Origin of the sequence: Gulosibacter sediminis (assembly GCF_023370115.1) — a bacterium.
Classification (GTDB): domain Bacteria; phylum Actinomycetota; class Actinomycetes; order Actinomycetales; family Microbacteriaceae; genus Gulosibacter; species Gulosibacter sediminis_A.
Genome location: NZ_CP097160.1, coordinates 901397 through 915951, shown reverse-complemented (window position 1 = coordinate 915951; position 14555 = coordinate 901397). Strand labels below are relative to the sequence as shown.

At 67.6% G+C, this 14555-nt stretch carries 12 protein-coding genes; 7 read left to right on the top strand and 5 right to left on the bottom strand.

Going from position 1 to position 14555, the window contains the following annotated elements; translation table 11 throughout:
• Positions 1 to 35: 35 nt before the first annotated feature.
• Positions 36 to 629 carry a TetR/AcrR family transcriptional regulator gene (locus tag M3M28_RS04155; RefSeq protein WP_249387565.1) on the top strand — a complete coding sequence of 198 codons (594 nt, stop codon included), beginning with the start codon at positions 36 to 38 and terminating at the stop codon, positions 627 to 629.
• Positions 630 to 798: 169 nt separating this feature from the next.
• Here the strand turns inward: M3M28_RS04155 and M3M28_RS04150 are convergent, their stop codons facing one another.
• The 4 genes from M3M28_RS04150 to nrdH all read right to left on the bottom strand — a co-directional run bounded on the left by M3M28_RS04150 (position 799) and on the right by nrdH (position 4360).
• The gene (locus M3M28_RS04150; RefSeq protein WP_249387564.1) at positions 799 to 1398 is read right to left on the bottom strand and encodes a GrpB family protein; all 600 of its coding nucleotides are present in this window, start codon (positions 1396 to 1398) and stop codon (positions 799 to 801) included.
• Between the two features lie 153 nt (positions 1399 to 1551).
• The gene (gene nrdE, locus M3M28_RS04145) at positions 1552 to 3627 is read right to left on the bottom strand and encodes a class 1b ribonucleoside-diphosphate reductase subunit alpha (protein ID WP_249387982.1); all 2076 of its coding nucleotides are present in this window, start codon (positions 3625 to 3627) and stop codon (positions 1552 to 1554) included.
• A 62-nt stretch (positions 3628 to 3689) separates the two neighbouring features.
• Positions 3690 to 4109 carry a class Ib ribonucleoside-diphosphate reductase assembly flavoprotein NrdI gene (gene nrdI / locus M3M28_RS04140; protein ID WP_249387563.1) on the bottom strand — a complete coding sequence of 140 codons (420 nt, stop codon included), beginning with the start codon at positions 4107 to 4109 and terminating at the stop codon, positions 3690 to 3692.
• 14 nt (positions 4110 to 4123) lie between these two features.
• The gene (nrdH, locus tag M3M28_RS04135; protein ID WP_125106366.1) at positions 4124 to 4360 is read right to left on the bottom strand and encodes a glutaredoxin-like protein NrdH; all 237 of its coding nucleotides are present in this window, start codon (positions 4358 to 4360) and stop codon (positions 4124 to 4126) included.
• 372 nt (positions 4361 to 4732) lie between these two features.
• Between nrdH and M3M28_RS04130 the strand changes: the two genes are divergently transcribed.
• The 6 genes from M3M28_RS04130 to trxA all read left to right on the top strand — a co-directional run bounded on the left by M3M28_RS04130 (position 4733) and on the right by trxA (position 11272).
• Positions 4733 to 6292 (top strand): Mur ligase family protein, encoded by a 1560-nt coding sequence (locus M3M28_RS04130; protein ID WP_249387562.1) that lies wholly within the window; start codon positions 4733 to 4735, stop codon positions 6290 to 6292.
• Between the two features lie 53 nt (positions 6293 to 6345).
• Entirely contained in the window at positions 6346 to 7569 is a 1224-nt protein-coding gene (locus tag M3M28_RS04125; protein ID WP_249387561.1) for an MFS transporter, read from the top strand.
• Positions 7570 to 7613: 44 nt separating this feature from the next.
• Positions 7614 to 8441: an aldo/keto reductase gene (locus M3M28_RS04120; RefSeq protein WP_249387560.1), complete on the top strand. Its 828-nt coding sequence runs from the start codon at positions 7614 to 7616 to the stop codon at positions 8439 to 8441.
• Positions 8442 to 8560: 119 nt separating this feature from the next.
• On the top strand, positions 8561 to 9748 hold the full coding sequence (locus M3M28_RS04115; protein ID WP_249387559.1) for a DUF4349 domain-containing protein: 1188 nt from the start codon (positions 8561 to 8563) through the stop codon (positions 9746 to 9748).
• A 79-nt stretch (positions 9749 to 9827) separates the two neighbouring features.
• Positions 9828 to 10760, top strand: a complete 933-nt coding sequence (locus tag M3M28_RS04110; RefSeq protein ID WP_249387558.1) for a PRC-barrel domain-containing protein — start codon at positions 9828 to 9830, stop codon at positions 10758 to 10760.
• Positions 10761 to 10861: 101 nt separating this feature from the next.
• A complete protein-coding gene (gene trxA, locus M3M28_RS04105; RefSeq protein WP_249387557.1) occupies positions 10862 to 11272 on the top strand; it encodes a thioredoxin in 411 nt (136 codons plus the stop codon).
• 91 nt (positions 11273 to 11363) lie between these two features.
• Here trxA and M3M28_RS04100 read toward each other — a convergent pair whose 3' ends face one another.
• Positions 11364 to 14240, bottom strand: a complete 2877-nt coding sequence (locus tag M3M28_RS04100; RefSeq protein ID WP_349305343.1) for an FAD-binding and (Fe-S)-binding domain-containing protein — start codon at positions 14238 to 14240, stop codon at positions 11364 to 11366.
• Between the last annotated feature and the right edge of the window lie 315 nt (positions 14241 to 14555).

Genomic DNA, 14555 nt, shown 5'->3' with positions numbered 1-14555 from the left:
GGAGTCCGCCACCCCCACGCCAGTAGACTGTCACGATGACTTCGCCAGGAGCAGCACCCGCAGCCGGCACCGAGCGAAACCGACGTCGCGATCTCCTCATCGCGTTCGCCGATCTCGTGCTCGAAGAGGGCGAACGCGCCGCGACCCTCGACGCCGTCGCCGCCCGGGCCGGCGTCTCGAAGGGCGGCCTGCTCTATCACTTCCCGAGCCAGCGAAAACTTCGGCACGGACTCGCCGAGTTCTACCTCCAGCAGCTCGATCTCGAGATCGAAGAGCTGCTGGCCTCAGGCGAGTCGCCCGCGCGCTGGTACCTGCGCACCTCATCCGACTATCTCAGCGAGCTCGAGCGCATCACCGCCGCGCTCGTCGCGATCGAAAACACGAGCACCGACGAGATTCGCGAGACACTGCAGCGCGGACGCGACCGGTGGGCAGAGCTCATCCGCGACGAGCTCGGCGATGACCTCACGGTCGTCGTGATCCAGCTCGGCGACGGCATCGCCTACAACGCGCAGGTCGACGGCACCGGGGATGCGGGCGGCAGCGCGAGCGAATTTGGCACCTCGGCGCGTGCCGAGCGCCTGCTGGATGCGCTGCGCGAGTATCGCGCGAGCGAATCCATGTCCTAGCGCGACAACACGGATGCTCGAGGCAAGCACGCGCTCACCCCGAGCATCCGTCGGGTCACGATCAGTCCGTGCTCGTCTTCGCCGGTCGACTCGCGCCCATCATGACGGCGACGATCGAGACCGGCATATCGGTGCGGTTGCTCCATGCGTGCACCGCGCTGACCGTCCGCTAATACCCGGCCGCAGCAAACGCGCGCGCGTAGATTTCGCGGATGTACGCCTGCTTGCGCGCGTTGTATTCCATGACGGTCTCGGCGCCGGCCGTGGCCAGGCGCGATGCCTCGCGCTTCACCTCGGCATAGCGCTCCCGGTCGCCGTCGTCGCGACGTAGGTGGTCGCGGAAGATCCGGTGCTTCCACGGCTCGGGCGAATCGGGTGAGAAGGCGTGCACGTTCGCAATGGGATCCGCATGCTTGACCAGGCGGTGCTCGTGCCACCAGGGCTCGCGCACCGTGAGCACGAAGCCGGCTTGCTCAAGCGCCGGTAGCCAGCCCGCCTCATCCCCGGGATCGGCGACGATGAGGTCGGCGTCAATCACCGGCTTCGCCGGAAGCCCAGGCACCGAGGTCGACCCGACGTGCTCGAGCGCGAGCACGCGCCCTCCAAGCGCAGTACGGATGCGCGCGTCGAGTTCGTCGAACCGTCGCGGCCATTCGGGGTCGGGCTCGGCGACGACAATCGGCTCGCGCGTCTGCGGCACCACCCACGGCGACTGGCCGACGGGCGGCTCGTCGTCGGCAAACTCAAGAATCTCAGCAGCACTCGGCACCCGCCCACCCTACTAAGGGGGTTGAGTGGTCACTTCCCTAGGCAGCAGCACGTGGGGGGCCAACCTGGTTGGGGCGGAAACGGAGGGCGGCCGGCCCCTGGTGGGGTCCGGCCGTCCTGGTGGGCGCGCGTTAGCGCGTGGGAGGGGTGGAGATTAGAGCATGCAGCTGACGCAGCCCTCGACCTCGGTGCCCTCGAGCGCGAGCTGGCGCAGGCGGATGTAGTAGATCGTCTTGATGCCCTTGGTCCATGCGTAGATCTGCGTCTTGTTGATGTCGCGGGTCGTCGCGGTGTCCTTGAAGAAGAGCGTCAGCGACATGCCTTGGTCGACGTGCTGCGTCGCCTCGGCGTAGGTGTCGATGATCTTCTCGGGGCCGATTTCGTAGGCATCCTCGAAGTACTCGAGGTTGTCGTTGTCCATGAACGGCGCTGGGTAGTAGACGCGGCCGATCTTGCCTTCCTTGCGGATCTCGATCTTCGAGGCGATCGGGTGGATCGACGAGGTCGAGTTGTTGATGTACGAGATCGAACCGGTCGGCGGCACCGCCTGCAGGTTGCGGTTGTACATGCCGTGCTGCTGCACGAGGGCCTTGAGCTCGCGCCAGTCATCCTGCGTCGGGATGTGGTGCTCGGCGAACAGCTCGCGCACGCGCTCGGTCTTCGGCGTCCACTCCTGCTCGGTGTACTTGTCGAAGAACTCGCCCGACGCGTACTTCGAGTTCTCGAAGCCGCGGAAGCGCACGCCGCGCTCACGCGCGATCTCCATCGACTCACGGATCGCGTGGTACACGACCGTGTAGAAGTACATGTTCGTGAAGTCGAGGCCCTCTTCGGAGCCGTAGTGGATGCGCTCGCGACCGAGGTAGCCGTGCAGGTTCATCTGGCCGAGGCCGATGGCGTGTGAACCGTCGTTGCCCTCGCGGATCGACGGCACCGAGTCGATGCTCGACATGTCGCTCACCGCGGTGAGCGCGCGGATCGCCGTGCCGACGGCCTTGCCAAGGCTGTCCGAGTCCATCGCGAGCGCGATGTTCATCGAGCCGAGGTTGCACGAGATGTCCTCGCCGATGTGGTCGTACGAGAGGTCGTCGTGATAGGTCGACGGCGAGTTGACCTGGAGGATCTCGCTGCAGAGGTTCGACATGTTGATGCGGCCCTCGATGGGGTTCGCACGGTTCACGGTGTCTTCGTACACGATGTACGGGTAGCCCGACTCGAACTGAATCTCGGCGAGGGTCTGGAAGAACTGGCGCGCGTCGATCTTATGCTTGCGGATCTTCGCGTTGTCGACCATCTCGTAGTAGTGCTCGGTGATCGAGATGTCGCCGAACGGCTTGCCGTACTCGCGCTCGACGTCGTACGGCGAGAAGAGGTACATCGGTTCCTTGCGCTTCGCGAGCTGGAACGTGATGTCGGGAATCACGACGCCGAGCGACAGCGTCTTGATGCGGATCTTCTCGTCGGCGTTCTCACGCTTCGTGTCGAGGAAGCGCATGATGTCGGGGTGGTGCGCGCTGAGGTACACCGCGCCCGCGCCCTGGCGAGCGCCGAGCTGGTTCGCGTAGCTGAAGCTGTCTTCGAGCAGCTTCATGATCGGGATGATTCCGCTCGACTGGTTCTCGATGTGCTTGATCGGGGCGCCGGCCTCACGCACGTTGCTCAGGCTGAAGGCGACGCCGCCGCCGCGCTTCGAGAGCTGCAGGGCAGAGTTGATCGAGCGACCGATCGACTCCATGTTGTCTTCGATGCGCAGGAGGAAGCACGAGACAAACTCGCCGCGCTGCTTCTTACCGACGTTGAGGAAGGTCGGGGTGGCCGGCTGGAAGCGGCCCGAGACCATCTCGTCGACGAGCGCGGTGGCGAGCTTTTCGTCGCCCTGCGCGAGGCCGAGCGCGACCATGAGCACGCGGTCCTCGAAGCGCTCGAGGTAGCGCTGGCCATCGAAGGTCTTCAGCGCGTACGAGGTGTAGAACTTGAACGCACCGAGGAAGGTCGGGAAGCGGAACTTCGCGCGGTAGGCGCGGTCGCGCAGCTGACCAATGAACTCGAGCGAGTACTGCTCGATGACGCCACCCTCGTAGTACTCGTTGTCGACGAGGTAGGTGAGGCGTTCTTCGAGGTCGTGGAAGAACACGGTGTTCTGGTTGACGTGCTGCAGGAAGTACTCGCGCGCCGCCTCACGGTCCTTGTCGAACTGAATTCGCCCCTCGGCGTCGTAGAGGTTCAGCATCGCGTTGAGCGCGTGGTAGTCAATACCCGAGCTCTGCCCCTTCTTCGGGGCCTCGATCGTGATCACGTCGTCGCGAGCGTCGGTTGCTGTTGCCAAAACTGGTCCAATCCCTTGTTGACGTTCTGCACATCTTCTGGAGTGCCGAAGAGTTCGAAGCGGTAGAGCACGGGTACCTGGCATTTCGCCGCGATGACGTCGGCTGCCAGACCGTAGGCCCGACCGAAGTTGGTGTTCCCGGCGCCGATGACGCCGCGCAGCAGCTCCCGATTCTCTGGGAGGTTCAAGAACTTAATGACCTGCTTGGGTACCGCGGTTTTCGGTGTACCCCCGCCGTAGGTGGGAACGATGAGCACATAGGGCTCGTCGGCGAGGATCGTGGGTTCGTAGGTAAAGAGAGGGATGCGCCTGGCCTCGCGCCCCAGCTTGGTCAGAAACCGGTGCGTGTTTCCCGAAGCACTCGAGAAATACACGAGGCCAGACATGACACCTCCCGAAGTTATGCGCTGCGCAGCTGCGCGAGCTCGGTGATCTTGTCGGGGCGGAAGCCCGACCACGAGTCGTCCTCGGTCACGACGACGGGCGCCTGGAGGTACCCGAGCGCCTTGACGGCCTCGAGCGCCTTGTCGTCAGCCGACACATCGAAGACTTCGTACTCGATGCCCTGGTTGTCGAGGGCACGGTAGGTCGCGGTGCACTGAACGCAGGAGGGCTTGCTGTACACGGAAACGGTCATGCTGCTGCCTAACTAAGCGAGATCTGACTGGGGTAAAACTTTGCGATCGTCATGGTGTCTCCGAAGCGGTGGCGCCACTAGATGTTGTGTTCAAGGAATCTAGCACCACTACATCTCGGATTACAAGCGTGTAATTATCCACATGAACATCCACAGATTCACGGCGTGTCTGCACAGTTTTTCGGGTGTTATCCACACGGCCTCCACAGTTCGATGCACACTGACACGACAAGTCGACCATGAGCCTCCGACATGCTTTGCCTGGCGCGAACGACCCGGCAAATCTGCGGCCCCTCACCGTGTCCAAGTGCCGTTCCGGACGCCGATCCACTAGCGTTCGTACCGGCCCTCAACCCGTCTTACGGAGCACCCATGAGTTACAACCCCGCACGCCCCGAAGGTCTTCCCGCGACACGCCTTGCAGCGATCGCCCAGGCCGTCGGCGCGACTTTTGCCGACCCCACAGCCACCAACGGTGACGTGGAGGTGAACGGTGTTTCGAGCTCGACCAACACTGTCGTCGCGGGCTCGCTCTTTGTCGCACTCCCCGGCGCACGCACGCACGGTGGGAAGTTCGCGGGCAAGGCGGCCGAATCCGGTGCCACCGCGGTACTCACCGACCCGACCGGCGTCGAGCTCGCGAGCGAGACAGGCCTGCCAGTGCTCGTGCATCCGGACCCCCGCGCGGTGCTCGGCCAGGTGGCCGCGCTCGTCTACGGCACGCACCGCGACTCCCCCGTGCTCATCGGCGTGACCGGCACGAACGGCAAGACCACCACCGCCTACCTCGTCGACGCCCTCCTGCGCGCGCTCGACATTCGCAGCGGCCTCTCAGGCACGGTCGAACGTCGCATCGGCGACACGAGCATCACGACCCGCGACTCCGGCCGCCTCACGACGCCCGAGGCCGACGACCTGCACGCGCTGAACGCCGCCTTCCGCCTCGCCGAGGTCGAAGCCGCCGCGATCGAGGTGTCGGCGCAGGCGATCACGCATCACCGCATCGATGGCCTGTTCTTCTCGAGCGCCATCTTCACGAACTTCGCACAGGACCACCTCGACGACTACGGCACGATGGACAACTACTTCGCGTCGAAGCTCGCGCTGTTTACGCCCGACCGGGTCGGCCACGCCGTCACCCTCGTCGATGACGAGTGGGGTGCTCGGCTCGCGAACGAGGCGAAGGTGCCAGTCACGACGATCAGCACGGATGCGCAGACCGCGGCCGACTGGCACGTCACGACCCGAGAGGTCGAGCTCGACCGCACCGAGTTCACGCTCACCTCGCCCGACGGCCGCTCGCTCACAAGCTGGGTCAATCAGCCCGGCTCGTTCGTCGCCGTCGACCTCGCGCTCGCCGTCGTCGCCCTCGTCGAGGCCGGCTTTGCCTTCGACCGCTTCCTCGCGGCCCTCGACACCGAGCGTGGCGTCGAGTTCACGCTGCCCGGCCGCCTTGACCCCGTCAACCCGGGCGGCTCCGGCCCCCGCGTGTACGTCGACTACGGCCACACGCCTGCCTCGTTCGCGGCCGTGCTCACGACGCTGCGCCAGTTCACGAAGGGCCGCCTGTTCATGGTGTTCGGCGCCGATGGCGACCGTGACCAGACGAAGCGCCCCGACATGGCCCGCTCGGCAGCGATCGCCGACGTCGTTGTCGTCACCGACTACAACCCGCGCTTCGAAGACCCCGCGGCGATCCGCAAGACGCTCGTCGACACGCTCCACACCGAGTTCCCCGACCGCGAGGTCTACGAGATCGGCGACTCAGCCGAGGGCATCGCCAAGGCCGTATCGCTCGCGAACGAGAATGACATCATCTTTGTCGGCGGCCACGGCCACCGTCAGGATGTCGAGGTGCGCGGAACGCTCGTGCCCTACTCGGTCAAGGACGCCGTCCGCGACGCCCTGCGCGCATCCGGTTGGGACGCGTAAGCGCGCCAGTTTCACCGTCACGCACGCCGCGAGCCCTCAACTAGGCTCGTGGCGTGCGTCACTATTTTGAGGTGCTGCGGTCGCGCGGAGTTGCCCGGCTCCTGTTCTCGCAGCTTGCTGCCCGCTTTCCCACCGGGATGCTCGCGATCGGGCTGCTCATTCACGTCGAGCAGCGCCTCGGCAGCTACACGGCCGCCGGTATCGTGCTCGCCGCGTTCGGCATCGCCGAGGGCATTGCCGGCCCGCTCGGCGGCCGCCTTATGAGTCGCTTCAGCATGCGCGGCATCCTCGTGCCCACCATGCTCATCTGCGCCCTCGCGCTCGGCGCGATCGCGCTCGTGCCGATGCCCACCTGGCTCACCGCCGCCGTGGCGTTCGTGGCCGGCATCACGGTACCGCCCGTGTCGTCCGCCGTGCGCACCGTCTACCCCACCCTCGTGCGCGGGCCGAAGCTCGTCACGCTCTTCTCGTTCGACGCGACGCTGCAGGAGCTCATCTGGATTCTCGGGCCGCTCGTCACGATCGGCATCGGCGCGATCTGGGGCACGAGCCTCACGATCCTCATCGCCGCGATCGTATTGCTCGTCGGCAGCGTCTGGTTCGCGAGCGCGCCGGAAATCGGCATGGTAAAGATTCCACCCTCGCCTCGGCGCATGGGCGCGGTGCTGCGCAACCCCGTCGTCGTCATCATGTGCGTCGTGCTCATGCTTACGCTGAGCATCTGGGGCGCCATCGACGCGTCGATCGTCGCGCACTACGGCCACGACTCCCCCATCACTGGAGTGATCCTCGCGGTCTCGGCGGTCGGCTCGTTCGCCGGCGGCCTACTCACCGGCAACCTGCCGATGCGCCGCAGCTCGCTCACCTCGCGCGTGTTCCTCGCCGTCGTCGGCACCATGCTCGCGCTCCTCGTCGCCGAGACGCCCTGGCTACTCGCGATCGCGCTGTTCGTCGCCGGCGCCTCCTGTGCGCCCGTCATCGCCGTCGCGAACGCGAGCGTCAGCGCGAAGGTGCGCTTCAGCGACACTGCCGAGGCCTTCGGCTGGCTCGCGACCGCGATCATGTTCGGTTCATCGCTCGCGAGCAGCCTCGCGGGCATCGCGATCGACCACCTCGGCGCGCGCGGCGGCCTCTACGTTGCCGCGGGCCTCGTCACCGCGGCCTTCCTCGTGGCGTTCGCGACCATCCGCTGGCACCCCGACCTGCGCCAGGCCAGCCTTGAACCGAAGGCCGATACCGGAGCAGCACCCATCATCGATCTCCGGCAGGAGATCTAGCGGGCCGGATGCGCCGGTCACCGCCGAGGGTTAGGGTCGAGGGCGTGAGTGAACTTTCGCCTACACGTGAACTTCGCTGCGGCAGTCGCATCCCGCTCCTCGGCCTCGGCGTCTACAAGATCAGCAACGAGGATGTGCCCGGCGCGATCGAGTCCGCGGTCGAAATCGGCTACCGGCACTTCGACACGGCCACCCTCTACGCGAACGAGGCCGGAGTCGGCGAGGGACTGCGCCGCAGCGGCATCGACCGCAGTGACGTCTTCCTCACGACGAAGGTGTGGCAGGACAGCCACGGTTATGACGCCACCCTGCGCTCGTTCGACGATTCGCTCGAGGAACTCGGCGTCGAAGAGGTCAACCTCTACCTGATCCACTGGCCGTCGCCCGCGCAGAACAAGTTCGTCGAGACGTGGGAGGCCCTGCTCCGTCTGCGCGACGAGGGGCGCGCCCACGCCATCGGCGTCGCCAACTTCACGCCGGCCCACCTGCAGCGCCTCATTGACGAAACCGGCGAGACCCCCGAGGCAAACCAGGTCGAGCTGCACGTGCGCTTCCAGCAGCCCGAGCTGCGCGCCTTCCACGACGAGCACGGCATCGTCACCGAGGCCTGGTCGCCGCTCGGCCGTGGCATCGACCTCGAGAACCCCACGGTGCAGGGCATCGCGCAGCAGCACGGATGCACGCCCGCCCAGGCGATCCTCGCGTGGCAGCTCGCGATCGGCAACGTCGTGATCCCGAAATCGGTGCACGCCGACCGCCAGCGCGAAAACTTCGAGTCGCTCCAGGTGCGCCTCAGCGAAGCCGACCTCGAGGCCTTCGCGGCGCTCGACACCGGCGAGCGCGCGGGCAAAGACCCGAACCTCTTCGGTTAGGCCCGGTGGGCGGAAAGTTCCCGCCCACCGCGAAACTACTCCCGCCGTTGCGTGTCTGACAGGTCACGATCTGACGTCAGGGTGACGATTTTGCTGCGCAGAACGCGGAGACTGAGGGCATGACTCCTACACGACGACGCCTCATTGCCTCCCTCACCGGTGGGTTCGCTCTCGTGGGCCTGCTCACCGCCTGTGCCGTCGGCCCCGGTACCTCCGGCGACGCCGACCAGCAGGTCTCCGAACCGCAGCCAGGCTACGACTCGAGCGAAGGCGGGGCCCAAGACGAGGCCGCGCCCCAGGAACAGGCCGGCGACTCGGACCCCACCGCCGAGCGCGCCGTCATCACGACGACCTCCGCCTACGTCACCGTTACGGACGTACCCGGCGCCATCTCAGCGCTGCGCACCCTCGTGGACAAGTACGACGGCTACATCGAGGCGCGCGACGAGTCGCTCGACTCGAGCAGGCCGAGCGCCTACGTCACGGTGCGCGTGCCCGCCGAGCACAACGACGCCTTCATCGCCGAGCTGAGCGACTTCGGCGAGGTGACGAGCCTGCAGTCGAGCTCGCAGGACGTCACGATGGAGAAGGTCGACCTCGAGTCGCGCATTTCCGCGCTCGAGTCGTCGATCACCTCCCTCGAGGCCATGCTCGAGGCGACCGACAACGTCACCGAGCTGCTCGAGGTCGAGGAGAAGCTCAGCGAGCGCCAGGCCGAGCTGCAGAGCCTCGAAAGCCAGCTCGAGGTGCTCGACGACGACGTGGCGATGTCGACCGTCACGGTGAACTTCAGCACCGAGTATGCCGCGCCCGATGACGACAACGGCGGCACCTTCCTCGACGGCCTCGGCCAGGGCTGGCACGACTTCGTCTCGTCGCTCGGCCGTTTCTTCCAGGGCCTCGGCTACGCGATCCCCGGCCTCGCCATCTTCGCGATCATCATCGCCGTGCTCTGGTTCGCGGTGGTCCGCCGCCTCATTCGCCGGGCGCGACGCGGCCCAGGCGGCCCGCGAGGCGGCCGCGGCAACTCCGGCCCGCAGCCGCCGACCTGGCCCGCCGGCCCCGGCGCACCGCAGTCCGCGGCGCCGCAGCAGCCAGCGCCGCAGCAGGGCCCGCAGCCCCAGCCACAGCGGGAGCCGGCCCGCCCGGAGTCAGCAAGCAGCGCATCCGAACCACCGGCGAACGGCGCCGGCCGCCCCGCCGACGCGACGAGCGACGCCCCGGTCAAGCCCCACGACCACGACGCGACCCCGCAGCAGCGCCTCGCCGACGGTTTGCCGCCCTTGCCGCCACCCGGTGACCGCTAGCGGGCAGCAGGCGCTCTGCGTGATTGGATAGTCTGCACAGTGCGTGTATTCGCGCGAAGTCCAACCGCAGAGGAAAGCAATGGCTGATTCGAACGACTTTCAGGACGACGCTGTCGACCCGACCAGCGACGACGCAGCGTCGGTGCCCGCCGACGCCGTGAGCCCCTCGGACGACTCCGTTGACGCATCGATCGAGACGCCCGAGGGCGGCGACGACGAGATCTCGGTCGCTCCGAGCGAGGTCGAGAACGCCGCGCCGAGCGAGGAGGAGCTCGCCGCGCGCGAGGCCGAGGCCGCGCTGCTGCTGATCTTCCAGTCGACCGTGTTCGACAAGAACGGGGCGAAGATCGGTCGCGTAGGCCAGGTCTACCTCGACGACCAGACACAGGAGCCCAACTGGGTCACGGTGAAGACCGGCATGTTTGGCACCAAGGAGTTCTTCATTCCGCTCGACGAGGCCGAGCAGACCGAGAAGCGCATCACCGTGCCCTATGAGAAGGCGAAGGTGCACGGTGCCCCCTTCACCGAGATCGACCAGAACCTCTCGCCCGAAGAAGAGGACGAGCTCTACAACTACTACGAAGTGCCAGGTCGCACCACGACCGAGGGCACCCTCAACGTCGCCGACCCCAACGACGACGCCCCGAAGCAGAAGGCCGAGCCCGAGACCATCGCTCCGCTGGGCGGCGGCGTCTCGCGCGAGGACACCCCGCTGAAGGCATCGGAGCTCCTCGGCGACGACACCGAAGCGGCAACCGACGACGCCCCCACGACGTCGGCGTTTGACGACATCGTCGCGGATGCGCCGAGTTCGCCGGGCGCGGAGGACTCGGCCCCCGACGCGGACACCAGCGATGCGTCACCGTTCGACGCGCTGGCGGCCGACGCCGAGGCCGAGACCCCGCAGCGCGGCGACTCGGATGCGTTGAGCTTCGACGCCTTCACTGACGACGGCCAGGACGCGGTGGATGGCGATGCCTCGCCGTTCGAGCGCCCCGACCGCGAGAACTGATACCCACGCACACGGCCCGGCGGAATATGACCGCCGGGCCGTGTGTTCTCTCCACTATCGATCGAACTCCGCACCGGGTGTGCGGTTAGGAGGAGGCGTTTATGGCAACCACCGAGCTCACCGAGCAGAACTTCATGGAGACCGTGACTGGCGAGGGCATCCACCTCGTCGACTTCTGGGCCGCCTGGTGCGGTCCGTGCCGCCAGTTCGGCCCCATCTACGAGAAGGTGAGCGAGACTCACCCCGACATCACCTTCGGCAAGGTCGACACTGAGGCGAACCAGCAGCTCGCTGGCGAGCTCGGCATCCGCTCGATCCCGACGCTCATGGCGTTCCGCGACGGCGTGCTCATGTTCAACCAGGCCGGCGCCCTGCCCGCAGCCGCCGTTGAGCAGGTCATCGAGGCCGTCGCAGCGGCCGACATGGACGAGGTGCGCGCCGAGATTGAGAAGCAGCAGTCGGCTGCCGCAACCGGCGAGCCCACGCCGCGCACCGACGGCGCGCAGGTCTAGGGCTAGCTCACCAAGCGAGCCAGCAACGCCAACGGGGCGTGGTAACGAGGGTTCCCTCGCGACCACGCCCCGTTGGCGTTTGGGCGGCGGCTCAGAACCGCTGCGCGAGCAGGGTCGCAAGGTGCACGCCCTCCTTGCCCGCGAGCTGCTCGGCCTGGGTGCGGCATGAGAACCCGTCGGCGAGGAAGATCGCGTCGTCGCTCGCCTGCCGCAGCGCCGGCAGGAGCGCGTTCTCGGCGACCGCGACGGAGACGTCATAGTGACCCTTCTCGAGGCCGAAGTTGCCCGCGAGGCCGCAGCAGCCGGCGAGCTGCGTGAGCTCGGCGCCGAGCGAGGTGAGCAGCTGCCGATCGGGCGCGAAGCCCATCACCGAGTGCTGGTGGCAGTGCGGCTGCACCACGAGCTCGAGGCCATCGAGGCGCGGCAGCTCGACGTCGGCGTCGGGGGTCACCGGCGAGCGCCCCATGAGCACCTCCGAAAGCGTGAAGGTGTTCTCGGCGATCAACTTCGCGCGGGGGTCGTCGGGGAACAGCTCGAGCAGGTCGCTGCGCAGCACGGCGGTGCAGCTCGGCTCGACGCCGACGACCGGCACGCCCGACTCGACGATCGGGGCGAACTCGTCCATCAGCTGCGCGAGGCGCTTGCGCGCGCCATCGAGCTGGCCCGTTGAGATCCACGTGAGGCCGCAGCACACGGGCTGCGCGGGCGTGACCACCTCGAGGCCAACGCGCTCGAGCACGCGCACGACGTCGTGGTCGACGCCGGGCGCGAAGCCGTTCGAGAACGAGTCGGCCCACACGAGCACGCGGTCGGTCTTGGTGCGGGCATCGGTCACTCGCAGGGCCACGCCTGCTTTCTCGGCGCGGCGGCGGTCGGCCGCGAAGCTGCGGCGCGCGACCTTCGGGATGCGTCGGCGCGAGTCGACGCCCGCGACCGGCAACAGCAGCTTGCGCAGCCAATCCTGGCCCATCACGCCATTCACGACGGGCGCGAACGGCACCATGAGCTTCTCCCAGCGCGGCAGCTGGCCGAGCACGTAGTGGTTCATCGGGCGCAGCTTGCCCTTGTACTTGCGGTAGAGCGACTCCGACTTGTACGCCGCGACGTCGACGCCCGCCGGGCAATCGCTCGCGCAGGCCTTGCAGCTCAGGCAGAAGTCGAGCGAGTCGGCGAGCTCGTGCGAGCTGAAGCCGCCCTTGATGATGCCGCCGTTCGTGACCTCCTGCAGCACACGCGCGCGGCCACGGGTCGAGTGCGTCTCGTCCTTCGTTGCCTGGTAGCTCGGGCACATGAACCCGCCCGCGGCCGAGTTGTCGGCGCGGCACTTGCCCATGCCGACGCAGCGGTGCACGGCGCGCGTGAAGTCGCCGCCGTCCTCGGCCCACGAAAACCCACCGCGGATGCGCGGGGTCGGCAGGGCTTGCGGGCGCCGCAGGTCGGCGTCGAGCGCCGCGGGCTGCACGAGCACGTCGGGGTTGAGCACGTTGCGGGGGTCGAACAGCGCCTTCACCTCGCCGAACGCGGCGATCGCCTCGTCGGAGTACATGAGCGGCAGCAGCTCGCTGCGGGCGCGGCCGTCGCCGTGCTCGCCCGAGATCGAGCCGCCGAAGTCGGCGACGAGGCGGCCGGCGTCGAGCATGAAACGGCGCATCGCGGCACCGTCGCGCTCGAGCGGAATCGACAGGCGCACGTGGATGCAGCCGTCGCCGAAGTGGCCGTAGGGCATGCCCTCGATGCCGTGCTGCTCGGTGAGTTTGTCGAACTCACGCAGATAGTCGCCGAGGCGCTCCGGCGGCACCGCCGCATCCTCGAACCCCGGCCAGGCCTGCTCCCCCGCCGGCGTGCGGCTCGCAAGCCCCACGCCGTCCTCGCGCACGCGCCAGATCGGGCGCGCCTCGGCCGGGTCGGCGATGACGTTCGAGGAGATCGCGGCGGAGGCGCGGATCAGCTTGTTCGCGCGATCGAGCGCGTCGGCCTCGTTCTCGCCGGGCATCTCGATGAGGAGCCAGCCGGCGCCCTCGGGCAGCGCTGAGACCGCCTCGGCGCCATGGCTGCGACGCACGGCGTCGACGAGGCGCGCATCCATACCCTCGATCGCGCCGGGGCGCTGCTCGAGCAGGTACGGGATGTCGTCGGCGGCCGCGTACATCGACGAGTAGCCGAGCGCGATGGTGACAGGCGCCGACGGCACATCGACGAGCCGCACGGTCGCGCCGAGCGTGACGCCGAGGGTGCCCTCGGAACCGACGAGGAACTGCGCAAGATTGTGTCCGCGTTCGGGCAGAAGCGCCTCGAGCGCGTAGCCCGACACCTGGCGGCCGAAGCGGCCAAACTCGGTGCGAATCAGCGCGAGGTGGCTCGTCGTGAACTCCTGCAGGCCCGGCACGACGCTGAGGTCGTCGGCCGCGGTAAAGCGGCGGCCCTGACCGTCGACGACGTCGAGGTCGATGACGTTGTCGGCGGTGCGGCCGAAGCGCAGCGAGTGCGATCCGCAGGCATTGTTGCCGATCATGCCGCCGACGGTGCACCGGGTCCACGTCGACGGGTCGGGGCCGAAGCGCAGGCCGTGCGGTTTCGCGGCGTTCTGCAGCTGCGCGACGATGACGCCCGGGTCGATGCGGGCGATCTTCTCGACCGGGTCGATCTCATGAATGCGGTTGAGGTAGCGCGAGGTGTCGACGACGATGCCGGGGCCCATCGCGTTGCCCGCGATCGACGTGCCCGCGCCGCGCATGTGCAGCGGCGTGCTCGTGGCACGCGACACGTCGGCGACCGCGACGAGGTCGTCGGCCGAGCGCGGGAACACCACCACCTTGGGCACGATGCGGTAGTTCGAGGCGTCGGTCGAGTACTCACCGCGGCGCAGCGTCGACGAGTCGACATCGCCCTCAATCGCGTCGCGCAACATACCCGCCAACTCGCGGGATTCGTCGTGCTGAGTGCTCGTCAGGGTGTCGCCGACCGTCACGTGGAACCTTTCTTCCGCACCACTGCCGCGGCCTGGGGGTGCCGCGCAGAAAGCGTGTCTTCGATCGTACCGGCTTCCACGCAGCCGACTTTCGGACGCGGTTTTTACACTGGCGCCGCGGGCACCGCAGCCCGCGCTCATCCGTTCGTGCGCCGCCCGCGCACCCAACGACAAGGAGCCGCTATGACCACCAACGAGTCCCAGCAGACCAACGACGACGACGCGCTGGCCGCCGCCCTCGCCACTCCGACGAAGTCCGAAGCGAGCACCACAGCGACGGGCAGCTGGATGCGCCCGTCGCGGGCACGTCGAACG